13 protein-coding genes are annotated in these 15,882 nt (G+C 71.1%); 3 read left to right on the top strand and 10 right to left on the bottom strand.

Annotated features, from left to right (window positions below; translation table 11 throughout):
• Positions 1 to 13 precede the first annotated feature (13 nt).
• From PG878_RS18150 to PG878_RS18125, 6 genes are all read right to left on the bottom strand, one after another.
• Positions 14 to 1,255 carry an ABC transporter permease gene (locus tag PG878_RS18150; RefSeq protein ID WP_209032502.1) on the bottom strand — a complete coding sequence of 414 codons (1,242 nt, stop codon included), beginning with the start codon at positions 1,253 to 1,255 and terminating at the stop codon, positions 14 to 16.
• Complete coding sequence (locus tag PG878_RS18145) at positions 1,252 to 2,562, bottom strand: ABC transporter permease (protein ID WP_209032503.1); 1,311 nt, start codon at positions 2,560 to 2,562, stop codon at positions 1,252 to 1,254. Before PG878_RS18145 ends, PG878_RS18150 begins: the two co-directional genes overlap by 4 nt.
• A 12-nt stretch (positions 2,563 to 2,574) precedes the next feature.
• Positions 2,575 to 3,789: an ABC transporter permease gene (locus PG878_RS18140; RefSeq protein WP_209032504.1), complete on the bottom strand. Its 1,215-nt coding sequence runs from the start codon at positions 3,787 to 3,789 to the stop codon at positions 2,575 to 2,577.
• 15 nt (positions 3,790 to 3,804) lie between these two features.
• On the bottom strand, positions 3,805 to 5,127 hold the full coding sequence (locus tag PG878_RS18135; protein ID WP_209032505.1) for an ABC transporter permease: 1,323 nt from the start codon (positions 5,125 to 5,127) through the stop codon (positions 3,805 to 3,807).
• Positions 5,128 to 5,155: 28 nt separating this feature from the next.
• The gene (locus PG878_RS18130; RefSeq protein WP_209032506.1) at positions 5,156 to 5,869 is read right to left on the bottom strand and encodes an ABC transporter ATP-binding protein; all 714 of its coding nucleotides are present in this window, start codon (positions 5,867 to 5,869) and stop codon (positions 5,156 to 5,158) included.
• A 127-nt stretch (positions 5,870 to 5,996) separates the two neighbouring features.
• Complete coding sequence (locus tag PG878_RS18125) at positions 5,997 to 7,265, bottom strand: efflux RND transporter periplasmic adaptor subunit (RefSeq protein ID WP_209032507.1); 1,269 nt, start codon at positions 7,263 to 7,265, stop codon at positions 5,997 to 5,999.
• Between the two features lie 273 nt (positions 7,266 to 7,538).
• On the opposite strand from PG878_RS18125, the gene glmS reads away from it, so the two are divergent.
• Entirely contained in the window at positions 7,539 to 9,371 is a 1,833-nt protein-coding gene (glmS, locus tag PG878_RS18120; RefSeq protein ID WP_209032524.1) for a glutamine--fructose-6-phosphate transaminase (isomerizing), read from the top strand.
• Between the two features lie 109 nt (positions 9,372 to 9,480).
• Here the strand turns inward: glmS and PG878_RS18115 are convergent, their stop codons facing one another.
• Positions 9,481 to 10,719, bottom strand: a complete 1,239-nt coding sequence (locus tag PG878_RS18115) for an FAD-dependent oxidoreductase (RefSeq protein WP_311185985.1) — start codon at positions 10,717 to 10,719, stop codon at positions 9,481 to 9,483.
• On the opposite strand from PG878_RS18115, the gene PG878_RS18110 reads away from it, so the two are divergent.
• Together PG878_RS18110 and PG878_RS18105 are read left to right on the top strand one after the other, a co-directional pair.
• Positions 10,718 to 11,434 carry a TetR/AcrR family transcriptional regulator gene (locus tag PG878_RS18110; protein WP_209032509.1) on the top strand — a complete coding sequence of 239 codons (717 nt, stop codon included), beginning with the start codon at positions 10,718 to 10,720 and terminating at the stop codon, positions 11,432 to 11,434. The genes PG878_RS18115 and PG878_RS18110 overlap by 2 nt on opposite strands.
• Positions 11,435 to 11,606: 172 nt before the next feature.
• Positions 11,607 to 12,080, top strand: coding sequence for a hypothetical protein (locus PG878_RS18105; protein WP_209032510.1), 474 nt, complete (start codon positions 11,607 to 11,609; stop codon positions 12,078 to 12,080).
• 267 nt (positions 12,081 to 12,347) lie between these two features.
• On the opposite strand, the gene PG878_RS18100 is transcribed toward PG878_RS18105, so the two are convergent.
• The 3 genes from PG878_RS18100 to PG878_RS18090 all read right to left on the bottom strand — a co-directional run bounded on the left by PG878_RS18100 (position 12,348) and on the right by PG878_RS18090 (position 15,870).
• Positions 12,348 to 13,538 carry a copper resistance protein B gene (locus tag PG878_RS18100; RefSeq protein WP_209032511.1) on the bottom strand — a complete coding sequence of 397 codons (1,191 nt, stop codon included), beginning with the start codon at positions 13,536 to 13,538 and terminating at the stop codon, positions 12,348 to 12,350.
• On the bottom strand, positions 13,535 to 15,343 hold the full coding sequence (locus tag PG878_RS18095) for a copper resistance system multicopper oxidase (RefSeq protein ID WP_209032512.1): 1,809 nt from the start codon (positions 15,341 to 15,343) through the stop codon (positions 13,535 to 13,537). Before PG878_RS18095 ends, PG878_RS18100 begins: the two co-directional genes overlap by 4 nt.
• 119 nt (positions 15,344 to 15,462) lie before the next feature.
• Complete coding sequence (locus PG878_RS18090) at positions 15,463 to 15,870, bottom strand: CopL family metal-binding regulatory protein (RefSeq protein ID WP_209032513.1); 408 nt, start codon at positions 15,868 to 15,870, stop codon at positions 15,463 to 15,465.
• Positions 15,871 to 15,882: the final 12 nt, after the last annotated feature.

The following is a 15,882-nucleotide window of genomic DNA, read 5'->3' as shown; positions in this document are numbered from 1 at the left end:
GGGAGCTCCGGGGTCAGGCGCTGCGGGTGGCGGTGGCGGGCGGGACGGCGGCGGCGCGCAGGGCCGGGCCGAGGACGGCGAGCTGGCCGAGCAGCCACACCGCGACGATGCCGGTGAGCACGGTCGGCGAAGACAGCCGCTCCAGTTCGAAGCGCTGCATCAGCCATTGGTTCATGACGTAGGCGAGCACCGCACCGAGCAGCGCGCCGGCGCCGACGATGAGCAGGTTCTCGGCCTGGAAGTAGCGCAGGATGTCGCCGCGGGTGGCGCCGAGCGCACGGCGGATGCCGATCTGCCGGGTGCGCTGCTGCACCCAGAAGCTGGCCAGCCCGCCGATGCCCAGCGCGGTGACGGTGAGCAGGATCAGGATGATCGCCAGCAGCATCCGCGCCACCGCGCTGTCGCTCTTGAAGTACTCGGTCCGCAACTCCTGCATGGTGCTCACGCGCTGCTGCACGTAGGTCGGGTTGGCGCGCTGCATCGCCGCGGCCGCGCGCGGCAGCGCCTGCGCCAGTTGCCCCGGCTTGCTGCGGATCAGGTAACCGCCGCCCCAGCCTTCGCTGCCGATGCGGATCTCGGCCAGCAGCGCATCGGCATCGTCGTCGTGGCCGGTGATCTCGCCGCGCACCGGCGCCATCACCCCGACGATGTCCAGGCGCACCGGCTGGTTGAAGGTGCTGGTGTAGAGCGTGCGCCCCAGCGGCGACGCGCCGGGGAACAGTTTGGCGGCCAGCGAGGGCGTGATCAGCGCCGGCAGGCGCCGCTCGATCTCCGGCGGCGCGCCGAACAGGTCCGAGGCGCCGGTCAGTTCCGCATCGCGCAGGTCGCGGCCGGCGACGATGCGGATGCCCAGGGTGCGGTTCAGGCCCTGGCTGCCGAGGAACAGGCGGGCGCGGGCGACCGGTTGCGTGGCCTGCGGCTGCAGGAACAGCTGCGCCTGCGTCGGGCCCCACAGCGGCGGCGTGCCGAACGCCGCCGCTTCCACGCCCGGCACCGACTGCAGCAGGTCCAGGCTGCGGCCGACGCTGCTGACGCTGCCCGGCTCGCCGACCACGCTGATGCTCTGGATCAGGCCGATGTCCTGTTCCATCACCCCGGTCGGGGTCTGCACGCGCTGGTAGGTGCGGGCGATGATGAACACCAGGTTGCACAGCACCGCCAGGGTCAGCGCGATCTGCAGCGCCATCAGCACCACCGCGGCGCGATGGCTGCCCAGTGCGGACAGGATGGGGCGTAGCGGAGGCAGCGCGGTCATAGCGATTTCACCTGCAGGGCGGGGGCGATGCGCGAGGCGCGCCAGGCCGGCCACAGGCCGGCGGCCAGCGCCGAGAGCGTGGCCACGGCCAGGGCGATGCCCAGGATCGTCGGATCGGCATGCGCTTGCTGCGCGTATGCCACCGGTTGCTGGCGCACCAGCCACAGGCCGATCCAGGTCAGCGGGATGCCGAGCAGGCCGCCCAGGCAGCCGATCAGCGCCGATTCGGCCAGGCATTGCGCGAACACCGCACGGCGGCTGGCACCGAGTGCGCGGCGCACACCGATCTCGCCGGCCTTGCGCATGAACTTGGCGACCAGCAGGCCCACCGCATTGAGCAGGCACACCAGCAGCACGCCGAAGGCGATCCAGGTCTGCATGCGCACCGTGGCCGGCACCACCCGTTTGTAGTCCAGCCAGTCGACCAGGCTGCGCAGGCGGGTGTTGGGTTCGCGTTCGAAGCGGCCGAGCTGGCGCTGCTGCGCGCTGTAGGCCTCCAGCGCCGCGCGGTAGCGCTGCACCTGTTCCGGCGTGTCCAGCCGCACCCAGTACTGCACCCAGGTGCATTGCGCGGCCTTGGGGTCGTGCAGGCCGGCCTCGCCGTCCTTGCCCCAGCACTGCATCGGCCCGTAGCCGTAGTCCTGCGGCAGGTCCAGCCAGGTCTCGAACGGCATGTACAGCTCCTCCGGCGGCGTGTACGCGCCGGAGTTGAGATCGTAGAAGCGCGGCTGCGCATTCCAGGCGTCGATCACCCCGATCACCCGGAACGGGCGGGTGGCGATGGTCAGGGTCTTGCCGACGCTGTCCGCGCCACCGAACAGCGCATCGTTGAGCTTGCGGCTCAGCACCACCACCGGCGCGCGCTGGCTGTCGTCGCGCCGGCTCCAGCCGCTGCCGTACAGGAAGCGCATGCCGAACATGCCGAACAGGTCGGCCGTGGCGGCGCGGGTGGTGAGCATGCGCAGCGGGCTGTTGGGCACGGTCTGGCGCACCGGCAGCCAGTTCGCGCTGGTCATGGTCTGCGCCGGCGCCGCCTGCGCCCGATACAGCGCGGTCGCGTCCTGCCAGGTCAGTTCGTCCGGCGGCTCGGGGTCGGCGCTGGGCAGGTTGCGCGGACGCGGATCCAGTTGCGGATGGAACAGCGTGGCGCTGCGCCCGGGCAGCGGGTCGCCGGAGAGCGTATGCAGCACCGTCAGCATGGTCATCGACGCGCCGATGCCTAGCGCCACGGCCAGCACCATCAGCGCGGTGAGGATGCGGTTGCGGCCGAAGCTGCGCAGCGCCAGGCGGAGGTAGTAAGCGAACATGCGGGCTTCCGGTCAGGCGCTGCGGGTGGCGGTGGCGGGCGGGACGGCGGCGGCGCGCAGGGCCGGGCCGAGCACGGCGAATTGGCCCAGCGCGCACAGCAGCAGCGCGCCGACCGGCAGGTAGCTGGCCGGCAGCCGCTCCAGTTCGAAGACGTGCATCAGCAATACGTTGCCGCCATAGGCCAGCAGCATGCCCAGCGCCACGCCGGCGCCGACCAGCAGCAGGTTCTCGGTCTGGAAGTAGCGCAGGATGTCGCGGCGGGTGGCGCCGAGCGCGCGGCGGATGCCGATCTGCTTGGTGCGCTGCTGCACCCAGAAGCTGGCCAGACCGACGATGCCCAGCGCGGTCACCAGCAGCATCGCGACAATGATCGCGACCAGCAGCCCGGTCATCGCGCGGTCGCTCTGGAAATAGGTCTGGCGCAGCGCGTCCAGCGGTTGGCTGTAGTCGTTGTCCAGCACCGCCTCGGGCACCGCCCGCGCCACTGCCGCGCGCGCCTGTGCCAGCACCCGTGGCAGGTCGTGCGGATCGGCGCGCAGCACGTAGGTGCCGGACTGCGCGGCTTCGCGCACCGGGATCACCACCGACCAGTCGCTGCCGATCACACCGTCCTCGCTGCGGCCGGGGTCGGGGCGCGCCAGGTGCTCCAGCGTGCCGATCACGCGGAAATGGCCGCCGGCCCAGACTTCCTTGCCCAGCGGGTCCTGGCCCGGCCACAGATGCGTCGCCAGCGCCCGCGTGATCCACACGCCGGCCGCGGGCGGGACGCCGTTGACGAGCGGCTGGTAGTCCGCGTCGGCGAACGCGCGGCCGCTGTCCGGTTTCAGGTCTAGCGCGGCGACAGCGCCCGGGCTGAGCATGTAGAAGTGCGGCACGCCGCCGACCTGGGTGCAGTCCTGGTCCAGGCACAGCCCGTTGTTGAACACCGGCGGCGCGAACGGAACGGTGTTGATGGCGCCGGCCGCGCGCACGCCGGGCGTGCGCCGCACCGCATCCAGCGCGCGGGCGCTGACATCGGCATCGTTGCAGCCGTCGCAGCCGGACAGCGTCACCAGGCCCAGCGCGGATTCGTCGATGCCGCTGCGCAGGTGCACCAGGTCCAGGCGGTTGCCGATCAGGAAGAAGGCGTTGCACAGCACCGCACAGGCCAGCGCCACTTCCAGCGCGATCAGCGTGGCCGCAATGCGATGGCGCGACAGCGCGCTGAGGATGGGCGTGATCTGCATGGTCGCGGGCCCCGATTACAGACTCTTGAGTTGCATGGCTGGCGCGATACGGCTGGCGCGCAGGGCGGGGAACAGGCCGGCTGCCAGGCTGCAGGCGATCGCCAGGGCGAAGGTGCCGGCGAACGTGGTCAGGTCCAGGTGGGCCAGGTCGGCGTAGGCGGTGGGCTGCTGGCGCACGCTCCACAGGCCCAGCAGGGTCAGCAGCCAGCCACCGGCGCCGCCGACCAGGCCGATCACGCTGGCCTCGGTCAGGCACTGCGCGAAGATCGCGCGGCGCGACGCTCCCAGCGCGCGGCGCACGCCGATCTCGCCGCCGCGGCGCAGGAACTTGGCCAGCAGCAGGCCGACGCTGTTGAACAGGCACAGGCCGAGGAACGCCAGCGCCAGCCAGCTCTGCAGGCGCACGTCGCCCGGCACCACGCGGTTGTGGTCCAGCCATTGCGGCAGGGACAGCAGGCGCGCAGTGTCGGCGCGGCCGATGCGCCCGGCGGCGTGCTGTTGCGCGGCGTAGTCGGCCAGGAGGCGGCGGTAGTCGGCGACCTTCGCCGGCGTGTCCAGCTGCACCCACAATTGCAGCCACACGCATGGGGCGCTGCGCAGGTCCATGTTCGTGTCGGGCTTGCCGAAGCAGGTCCACGGCTGGATGTGGCCGTCGTTGACCTCCAGGCTGCTGGACAGCGGCATGAACACGTCCTGTGTCCGCCCATAGAAGCTGGCGGTATCGCCATGGGCGAAGCTGCCGCCGGCCAGGGTGTAGAACAGCGGCGACGGCCGCCACGGCGCCAGCACGCCGACGATGCGTACCGCAGTGCCGCGCACCAGCAGCGTGCGGCCGACGCTGTTGCGTCCGCCGAACAGCTTGGCGTTGAGGTCGGCCGAGATCACCGCCACCCGCGCCCGGTCCTCGTCCTCGCGCGCGCGCCAGCCGCTGCCGTAGGCGAACGGCACCTGGAACATCGGGAAGAAGTCGGCCTGGGTCATCAGCAACTGGGTCATGAAGGGCGGGGCGGCGCTGTCCGCCGCGTGCACCTTGATCTGGCTCTCGGCGACCATGGCCTGGCGATCGGCGCGCCCGCGCTTCCACAGGTCCATGGCCGAGGGGTAGTCGAGCTTGTCGTACGGCTTCTGGTTGGCGCCGTTGCTGGGGCGCGGATCCAGTTGCGCGAAGAAGATCTGCTGGCTGCGTCCCGGCAACGGATCGCCGGACAGCAGCCGCATCACCGTCAGCGTGGTCATCGCCGCGCCGATGCCCACGGCGATGGACAGCACCATCAGCGCGGTGAGCACCGGGCTGCGGCGCAGGCTGCGCCACGCTTGCTGGAAGTAGTAGCCGAGCATGCCGGTCTCCGCGCCGTCGCCGTGCCGGTCAGCGCGTGGCCGCGGCGTCGGTGCCGTGCACCAGCACCGGGTCGCGCTGCAGGTCGGTGGCCTGGCCGTCGACGATGTGCACGTTGCGCTGGGCGCGTGCGGCCAGTTCCGGGTCGTGGGTGACCATGACGATGGTCGAGCCCTGCGCGTTGATCTCCTCCAGCAGTTCCATCACCCCGCGCGCCATCTGCGAGTCGAGGTTGCCGGTCGGTTCGTCGGCCAGCAGCAGGCGCGGGCTGCCGGCCAGGGCGCGTGCGATCGCCGCGCGCTGCTGCTGGCCGCCGGACAGTTCGGACGGATAGTGCTTCATGCGCGAGCCCAGCCCGACCCGGCTCAGCGCCTCCTCGATGCGCTGCTTGCGCTCGGCCGCGCCCATGCCGCGGTAGCGCAGCGGCACGTCGACGTTGTCGAACAGGTTGAGGTCGGGAATCAGGTTGAAGCCCTGGAAGATGAAGCCGATCTTCTGGTTGCGCATGCGCGAGCGCGCATCGTCGTTGAGGTTGCTGACGTCCTGGCCGTCGAGCAGGTACTGGCCGCTGGTGAAGGTCTCCAGCAAGCCGGCGATGTTGAGGAAGGTGGTCTTGCCCGAACCCGACGGCCCGGTGACGGCGACGAACTCGCCCTCGCGGACATGCAGGTCCAGCGAGCGCAACGCATGCGTCTCGACCTGTTCGGTGCGGAAGACCTTGGAGACGGAGCGCATTTCGAGCATGGCGTGAGTTCCTGTGGTGGTGGAGCGGGGATTGGGGATTGGGGATGTCGGGATTCGTCAACAGCAGTCGGGAAAGGAGAACGGGAGGGCTTGCGAATCCCCAATCCCGACTCCCCAATCCCGGCCTTCAATGCACCGTGACCTGCGGTGCGTCGCCGAACAGATCGCTGCCGGAGACGACCACCCGGTCGCCCGGCTGCAGGCCCGAGCGCACTTCGACCTCGCCCAGGCTGGTGACGCCGAGTTCGACCGGGCGACGCACCGCCGAGTCGCCGTCCATGACGTAGGCGTAGCGGCCGCCGGACTGTTCGACGAACGGACCGCGCTCGAGCTTGAGCACGTTCTTGCGGGTATCCAGCAGCACCCGCGCGCTCATGCGCTGGCTCTGGCGCAGGCCCGGCGGTTGCTTGTCGGTGAAGCGGATGCGCGCGTTGACCTCGCCGTTGACCACTTCCGGCGACACCGCCGAGATCGCACCGGCGAACGGTTCGCCGGCACCGCTGGTCAACTGCGCCGGCATGCCGATCGCCAGGTCGCGGGCGAAGCTCTCCGGCACCTTGATCTCCAGTTCGAACTTGGACAGGTCCACCACGCTCAGCACCGGCGCGTTGGCGGCGACGTTGGTGTGCTGCGACACCTGCACCTGGCCGACCTGGCCGTCGAACGGCGAGCGCAGGGTCAGCAGGTCGACCTGGCGCTGCACCTCGGCCACCACCGCGCGCTGGCGCTCGGCGAGCAGGCGCTTGTTGCGCGCGTCCAGCGCTGCGCCCTGCGCCTGCAGGCCGGAATCCTTCTGCGCATGGTTCATCGCGATGTCGGCCTTCTTCAGCGTGTCCTGGGCCTTTGCCAGCTCCACCGCCGGCACCGCGCCGCCTTCGTAGCCGCGCTGGTAGCGCTCCAGGTCGCGGCTGGCGGCCTGCCGCTCGATCTGCGCCTGGTCGATCAGCTTGCTGGCGGTGGCGCGGGCCAGGCCGGCGTCCAGGTCGGCGCGGCCGGCCTCCGCCTCCAGGCCGGCCAGGGTGGCCTCTTCCTGGGCCAGCTTGCTGCGCAGCTCGGGGCTGTCGATCTCGGCCAGTTCCTGGCCCTGCTTGACCACGTCGCCGGCGACCACCTTCAGGGTCACCGTGCCGCCGGAGATGGCGTACAGGGTGGGGCTGTTGGCGGCGATCAGGCGGCCGTCGGCGGAGATGTCGCGGACCAGGTCGCCGCGGGTCACCGTGGCGATGCGCACGCGCTGCGCGTCGAACGAGCGGCTGCCGGCGATCCAGCCGCGCGCGGCGAAGGCGATGCCCAGCAGCACCAGCGCGGCGATCGCCCCGGGCCACAGCCAGCGGCGCCAGGCGGCGGAGCGGGGGCGGGCGAGAACCTGGTCCTGGGCGGAGGTGTCACGGATCATCGGACGGTCGCAGCGGTGAGGATGGGAACTCCATCGCACGATGCGTGCCAACTGCAAGTCATTGAATTGCATGGGTGTGCGCGACACGGACAGGTGTCCGGGTGTCCGCGGACACGTTCGCGGACACTAGGGCGTGTCACCAACCCCCGAGCCTGCCAGACCCAACGCGGCATACTCGGGAATGGGTGACTCGCCCTGTGTCCGGCAGCGGACAGCGGCGAGACATTCAGCGGACTTGGCTAGAATGGCGGACTTTTCGGGAAGGGCGTGGCTATGTGCGGTATCGTCGGTGCGATCGCGGATCGCGATGTGGTTCCGGTCCTGATCGAAGGCCTGAAACGCCTGGAATACCGGGGCTACGACTCGGCCGGCATCGCCGCCATCGCCGACGGCCAGGTGCGCCGCGTGCGCCGTACCGGCCGCGTGGCCGAGACCGAAAGCGCGGCGCAGGCCGAGGGCCTGCACGCGCCGCTGGGTATCGGCCACACCCGCTGGGCCACCCACGGCGGCGTCACCGAGGCCAATGCGCACCCGCACGTCAGCCACGGCGACCTGGCCCTGGTCCACAACGGCATCATCGAGAACCACGAGCAGCAGCGCGAGCGCCTGACCGCACTCGGCTACGTGTTCGAATCGCAGACCGATACCGAGGTCATCGCCCACCTGATCCACCACTACATCGACCAGGGCCGCGACCTGCTCGGCGCGCTGCAGGCCGCCGTGAAGGAACTGACCGGCGCCTATGCCGTGGCCGCGGTCAGCAAGTCGCGCCCGGACCTGCTGGTGTGCGCGCGCATGGGCTGCCCGCTGCTGATCGGCCTGGGCGAGGGCGAGAACTTCATCGCTTCCGACGTCTCGGCGGTGATCCAGGCCACGCGCCGGGTGATCTTCCTGGAAGAAGGCGATACCGCTGAACTGCGCCGCGACGGCGTGCAGGTGTACGACGCGCAGGACCAGCCGGTGCAGCGCGAGCCGCACGTCTCCGACGTGTCGCTGGCCTCGCTGGAACTGGGGCCGTATCGCCACTTCATGCAGAAGGAGATCCACGAGCAGCCGCGTGCGCTGGCCGACACGCTGGAGGCGCTGTTCGACGCCGGCGGCTTCGACACCGCGCTGTTCGGCAGCAAGGCCGAGGCGTTGCTGGCCGACGTGGACGGCGTGCAGATCCTGGCCTGCGGCACCAGCTACTACGCCGGCCTGACCGCGCGCTACTGGATCGAGGGCATCGCCGGGCTGCCGTGCAGCGTGGAGATCGCCAGCGAGTACCGCTATCGCGATGCCTGTGCCAACCCGCGGCAGTTGATCGTCACCATCTCCCAGTCCGGCGAAACCCTGGACACGATGGAGGCGCTCAAGTACGCCAAGGCGCTGGGCCATGCCAAGACCCTGTCGATCTGCAACGTGCCCGAGAGCGCGATCCCGCGCGCCAGCGCGATGGTGCTGTACACCCGCGCCGGCGCCGAGGTCGGCGTGGCCTCGACCAAGGCCTTCACCACCCAACTGGCGGCGCTGTTCCAGCTCACCTGCGTGCTGGCCAAGCGCCGCGGGCGGCTGAGCGCCGAGCAGGAGGCCGAGTACCTGGAACAACTGCGCTACCTGCCCGGCAGCGTGCAGCACGTGCTCAACCTGGAGCCGCAGATCGCGGTGTGGGCCGAGCGCTTCGCCGACAAGCACAATGCGCTGTTCCTGGGCCGCGGCCTGCACTATCCGATCGCCCTGGAGGGCGCGCTCAAGCTCAAGGAAATCACCTACATCCACGCCGAGGGCTACCCGGCCGGCGAGCTCAAGCACGGCCCGCTGGCGCTGGTCGACGCCAACATGCCGGTGGTGGTGATCGCGCCCAACGACACCCTGCTGGAGAAGGTGAAATCCAACATGCAGGAAGTGCGCGCGCGCGGCGGCGAGCTGTTCGTGTTCGCCGACCAGGACAGCAACTTCAACGCATCCGAGGGCGTGCACGTGATCCGCACGCCGCGCCACGCCGGCGTGCTCAGCCCGGTGCTGCACACCGTGCCGGTGCAGTTGCTGGCCTACCACACCGCGCTGGCGCGCGGCACCGACGTGGACAAGCCGCGCAATCTGGCCAAGTCGGTGACGGTGGAATAAGCGCGGCGAGTTACGTCCGGCCGCCAGCGATGGTGGGCGTGCGCGCATCGCGACGGCGGTGCGATGCGCACGCCTAGCGGCGTGGCGCCGTCCGGGCTGTCGCGGCGGGCTAGGTGGCGATGCCGTTGAAGAAATCGACCAGGCTCTGCGGCGCGGTGTCGTCGAAGAACAGGGCGAGGTTGCGTTGCGATTCGCGGGCGAACGGCGCGCTGCGCGCGAACAGCTCGGCTTCGTACATGGCCAGCGCGGCGTTGATCGCGCCGGGATGCGCGGCGATGGCCTTGCCCAGCTCGGCGCCATCGTAGAGCGCGAGATTGGCGCCTTCGCCGGCGAACGGCGACATCAGGTGCGCCGCGTCGCCGAGCAGGGTCACGCCGGGGACGCGTTCCCAGCGATGCTCGACCGGCAAGGCGTGCATCGGACGCAGCACCGGCGCCGTGTCGCTGGCGGTGATCAACGCGGTCAGCGCCGGCGCCCAGCCGGCGAACTCCGCGGCGATGCGCGCCATCGCGCGCGCCGGCACGGCGACGTCGACGCCGTCGAACCATGCCTCCGGCCTGACCAGCGCCACATAGGCCTGCAACATGCCGTCGGCATGGCGGTGCACGAGCACGCCCTTGCCCGGTGCGACCGCCATCAGCGTGCCGCCGCCGACCAGGTGCGCGCTGGCCGGATGCCGGGTGTCGGCGTCCAACAGGCAGGTCTCGACGAAGGTGATGCCGCTGTAGGCGGGCACCGCAGCGGACAGCAAGGGCCGTACCTTCGACCAGGCGCCGTCCGCACCCACCAGCAGATCGGTGGTCACCGTGGTGCCATTGCCGAAGCGCAGCCGATGCCGCCCCTCGCCGAGCGGCGACACGCCGGCGAGCTTGTGGCCCCAGCGCACCGCGCCAGCGGGAAGCGCGTCCAGCAGCAGGCGGCGCAGCTGCCCGCGATCCACCTCCGGCCGACTGCCGGCGGCGATATCCGGCCGCTCGACCAGCAGCGTGCCGTGCGCGTCGACGACACGTTTCGCATCCGCGCCGGGCAACACCAGCGCGCGGAACTGCGCGTACAGCCCGGCGTCCTTGAGCGCCAGTTGCCCGTTGTACGTGTGGATGTCGAGCAGGCCACCCTGCGGGCGCGCCTCGGCCGATGCCTCGGCTTCGTAGAGCGTTGCGGCGATGCCATGGAGGTGCAGCACGCGGGCGAGCGCGAGACCGCCCAGTCCGGCGCCGATGATCGCGATGGGAGTGTGCATCCGGGACCTCGAGGGGAGTGGCGTGCGCAGCGAAGCACGCGGCGCGCGATGATGGAACGTCGTTCCATCATCTTGGAATGACGTTCCATCCGTGTCAAGATCGGTCATGACCAAGCCACGCCCCAGCCCGTCACGCCGTGACGCCGCCTTGTCGCGCGAGCAGATCGTCGACGCAGCGATCGCCCTGCTCGATCGCGACGGCGAAGCCGGCCTGACCTTCCGCGCGCTGTCCGAGCGGCTCGCCACCGGACCGGGCGCCCTTTACGGGCATATCGCCGACAAGCGCGATCTGCTGACCGCCGCCTGCGACGCCGTCATCGCGCGCAGCCTGCCGGCGCCACCGGCCGGCGCCACGCCGCAGGCCGCCATCCGCGCGCTGGCCCTGGCCATGTTCGACACGATCGATGCGCATCCCTGGATCGGGTCGGCGCTGTGGCAGGCGCCGGGACAGTTGCCGATCGTGCGCATCATCGAAGGCCTGGGCCAGCCGTTGCGCGCGCTCGGTGTGGCCGACACCGCGCAATGGGCGGCGGTGTCCGCGCTGCTCAACTACATGCTCGGCGTGAGCGGACAGAACGCGGCCAACACGCAGTTGGCGCTGACCCAGGGGCTTGTCCGCAGCGAGGCACTGGACGCGATGGCGGGCATGTGGGCACGGCTCGATCCGGCCGCGTATCCGTTCGTGCGCAGCATGGCCGCCGCGCTGCGTACGCACGACGACCGTCTGGATTTCGTCGCCGGGATCGACCTGATCCTCGCCGGCATCCTGGCGCAGGGCGCTGCGCCCTCGGCCGGCGACGTCGGCAAGCGCCGCAGGTCCTGAGCGATCCGGCACCGAGCGCTGCGCGTGGTGGCACACAGCGCACATGCGCGAGCGCGGCATGGCGGCGTCGACCACGCCGCGAACGCTGGCACTTGTGCGTGGACATTGCCAGCAGTGTGGCCCGGGTTATGCATAAGCTTCCTGCGAGGGTTCCCACCACGCAGGAGGACGCATGTACGAGTCTTTCAGACAGGGGGCGCCGGCCGAGCTGTGGCAGGCGCTGGTGCACGAGGCCGGGCAGCGCCTGGGCCGGCCGCTGGACGAATCGCGCGAGCACTACCTGGTGTTCGTGCTGCTGCGCTACCAGCGCGACGCGCAGTTGCTGGCGCGCATCCAGGCGCTGGCCTGGCTGCATGCGCAGGAGCAGGTCGGGCGTGCGCGCGCCGACGCGTTGCGCGAGGTCGGCGACGGCTGCCTGTTGATCGCCGGGCTGTTCCCCGGCGTGGCGGCACGGCGCCGGGTCAGCGTGGACTACTTCATCGACCTGGGCCGCGGCGCCTACGCCGAAGTCGCCGAGACCCGCGACAGCGACGCCAGCCTGTTCGGGCAACTCGCGCGCAGCTACCGGGAACTGGTCCGCACGCTGGGCGCGCTGCGCCCGCCACGGCACGAAGTGGAGGCATTGCAGGCGGCGCTGCACGCGTGAGCGGCGGCGGATGCGCTTCGCCATAGCCCAGCGCCGCATCTCGTAGGAGCGGCTTCAGCCGCGACGGGCATTCCCGGTAACGCCGGTCGCGGCTGAAGCCGCTCCTACAACGGCACGTCGTCGCTCGCTGTGCCTGGGTGGTGGAGATGGGTGCATATGCAACCGCCGCATCGCGAGCGCCGCTCTAGCGGCGATGCCGCGTTTCGCTACGGCGGCGCCTCCTTGCGCCGCTGTTCGCCGCGTGCCCGCAGCTCGACACCAGAACCGTCAGAACCAGAACCGCAGGCCCGCGACCCAGCGCGTCTCGCGTGCCGCTTCGCCGTCGCCACGGCGCAGGTCGGCGGTGTCGCCGAAGCTGCGCACGTGCTCCACGCCGACGTACGGCGCGAACCGGCGCGTGACCTCGTAGCGCAGGCGCAACCCGCCTTCCACGGTGGTCAGGCCGCTGCCGGTGCGATGCGCCGGATCGTCGTGCGCGGCCAGTTCGGCCTCCAGCCGTGGCTGCAGGATCAGGCGATTGGTCAGCAGCACGTCGTATTCGCCTTCCAGGTGCAGGCTGGCATGGCCACCTGCGCCGACGTACAGCATCGCCGAGACTTCGAACTTGTACGGCGCCATGCCCTGCACGCCGAATGCGGCCGAGGTCCGCGCGCTGCCGGGCGCGAACGCCTGTCTGCCGCCGATCAGCACGTCCCACCACGGCGAGATCGCGCGGCCATAGGCCAGTTCCAGCGAGGATGCCGTGGTGCGGCCGCCCTCGCGTTCGCCGTCGCTGCGCAGCCACAGCCGGTCGATGTCGCCGCCGTACCAGCCGCGCGCCTCCCAGGCCTGGCCGCTGCCGTGTGCGTTGTCCCAGCCTTCCAGGCGATCGACCAGCAGGTAGCCGGTGCGCGCCGCGCCGTGCGCCATGCCGTGGTCGCGCAGCACCGGGAACGCCGCCGCACGGTCGGCGGCGGTGATCGGCGGGATCGGCTCGCGCGGCAGCGGCGTGTCGGCACTCGCTGGACACTGACACGCGCTCGCGGTCGCGGCAGGCGCGATGGGCGTCGTATGGTCCATGCCATCGTGATCCGTGCCGTCGTGCGCGTGATGCGCGCGCTGGCTGTGATCGACCTGCGATGCCGGCGCGGCCGTGTGGTCGATCGTGGCGTGATCCATGTGCGCGTGCGACATGGCGTCGGCGTGTTCTGCCGTGGTCTGCGTGGCAGACGCGCCGTGCATGATTGGCGCGTGCGCGGCATGGCCCATGGCTGCATGGTCCATGGCGCCCTGCATTGCCGTGTCGGGCTGCGCTGCCGCCGCGTCGGCCATGGGCACGGCGGCAGCGGACGCAGGGCAGGCGCAGCGCGCGGCAGCTGCGTCGGCAGCATGGACATGCTGTGCCTGCGCGACGGCATGCGCCAACAGCAACGCCAGGCCTGTCGCCTGGGCGAGCGGAGCGAGACGGAAGCGGCTCATGCGTCCACCCGCACTTCGCGCATCATGCCGCCGTCCATGTGGTAGAGCAGGTGGCAATGGTAGGCCCAGCGGCCCAGCGCGTCGGCGCGCACGCGGTAGCTGCGGCGCGTGCCCGGTGGCATGTCCACGGTGTGCTTGCGCACCTGGAAGCGGCCGGCGGCATCCTCCACGTCGCTCCACATGCCGTGCAGGTGGATCGGGTGCTGCATCATCGTGTCGTTGACCAGCACGATGCGCAGGCGCTCGCCGTAGTTGAGCCGCAGCGGTTCGGCGCCGGCGAAGGGAATGCCGTCGAACGACCAGGCGAACTTCTCCATGTTGCCGGTCAGGTGCAGCTGGATCTCGCGCCCCGGCTCGCGTCCGTCCGGGTCCTCGAACAGGCTGTGCAGGTCGGCATAGGTCAGCACGCGGCGGCCATTGTCGCGCAGGCCGATGCCAGGGTCGTCCAGCCGCGGCGCAGTAGCGGAGGACTGCATGTCCACCAGGGGATTGCCGCGTTCGCTGCGCGGATGCGCAGGGGCTGGTGCAGCCGCGTGCGCGGCGTGGTCCATGGCCGACATGCCGGCCATGTGCATGTTCGCCCCGCAGCCGCCCTCCATGCCATGCATGGCCTTGCCGGCGCCGTGCTCCATGCCGGCGTGCCCGGCCATCGCATGGCCCATGTCCTGCATGCGCAGCAGCGGGCGCGGGTCGTTCGCCGGCACCGGCGCCTGCAGCCCATCGCGCACGGCCAGGGTGCCGCGCGCGTGGCCGGTGCGGCCCATGTCCTGGGCGAACACCGTGTAGGCGTCCTGGCCGCTGGGTTCGACCAGCACATCAAAGGTCTCGGCCGCGGCGATGCGGAACTCGTCCACGCTCACCGGATGCACGTACTGGCCGTCGGCGGCGACCACGGTCATCTTCAGCCCGGGGATGCGCACGTCGAAGTAGCTCATGCTGGAGGCGTTGATGAAGCGCAGCAGCACCTTCTCGCCAGGGCGGAACAGTCCGGTCCAGTTGCCGGCCGGGGTCATGCCGTTGAGCAGGTAGGTGTAGGTGTTGCCGTTGACGTCGGACAGGTCGCTCGGGGTCATGCGCATGCGCCCCCACATGCCACGGTCGGCGAGGGTGGCGCGCAGCCCGTCTTCGCGCGCGTCGCGCAGGAAATCGCCGACGGTACGTTGGTACAGGTTGTCGTAGGACGGCATCTGCTTCAGCCGCCGGAACAGCGCCGCCGGATCCAGATCGGTCCAGTCCGACAGCAACAGCACGTGCTCGCGGTCGTAGCGGTACGGCGGCGGCTCGCGCGGGTCGATCACGATGGCGCCGTACAGCCCGGCCTGCTCCTGGTGCAGCGAATGGCTGTGGTACCAGTAGGTGCCGGACTGGCGCAGGGCGAAGCGGTACTGGTAGGTCTCGCCTGGATAGATGCCATCGAAGCTCATGCCCGGCACGCCATCCATGTTGGCCGGCAGCAGCAGGCCGTGCCAGTGCACCGAGGTCTGGGTGTGGCCGGGCAGGCGGTTGGCCACGCGGATGGTCACGGTGTCGCCTTCGCGCCAGCGCAGGAGCGGTGCCGGCACGCTGCCGTTGACGGCGATGGCGGGGCGCTCGCGCCCGGTGAAGTTGACCCGCGTACTGCCGATGCTCAGGTCCAGGTCGGTGCCGTGCAGCACGTAGGGCGCGGCGCCGTTGCGGGCGAGCGCGCTGGCGTGGGCGCTGCGCAGCGGCAGCCCGGTGAGGCCAGCGGCGGCGCCCAGCGCCAGCCCGGTGACGAAGCGGCGCCGCGACGGCAGCGCCGGCAGGCCGGAAGAAGATGGGTTCATGTGCGATGTCCGTAAGCGGATGCGATGCGCCACGCAGCGCCGATGGGCGCTGTAGGCACGGACGCGGCAGCGCCTGTGCGCTGCCGCCGGAAGACCGCCCAACAGGCGGCCGCGCGCGCTCAGGCGCTGGGAGGGCGTTCCAGCCGCGGCAGGCCGGGCGCGCCGTGCGCGGCCTGGGGAGCGGCGGCAATCAGGGTGCGGGGCAAGCGCGGCAGCGCCAGCGGCATCGCCAGCAGGGCCGGCAGCGGCTGCGCGTGCGGGCATTGGCAGCCGGCCATGCCGCCGCAGCCGCCGTGCTTGCCGGCATGGTCGTGACAGTGCTCGCCGCGATCCGCCGGCGGCGGTGGCGGTGCGTCGTGGCAGGGCATCGCCGCATGCGCCGGCGCGGCGCTGGCGACCGTGGCAGCCGCTTCGTGCGTCGCGGTGCCGTGCGCTGCCATGCCCGGCATCGCCATGGCGGCCGCAGTGCCGTTGAGCAGCAGGCTCAGGCACAGCAGCAGGCGCAGCAGGACAGCGAAGGTCGGCACGGACAGGCAGGA

This window comes from Xanthomonas hawaiiensis (genome assembly GCF_031834635.1).
Taxonomy (GTDB): domain Bacteria; phylum Pseudomonadota; class Gammaproteobacteria; order Xanthomonadales; family Xanthomonadaceae; genus Xanthomonas_A; species Xanthomonas_A sacchari.
The sequence above is the reverse complement of the archived record's forward strand: the minus strand, read 5'-3'. Positions and strand labels throughout refer to the sequence as shown.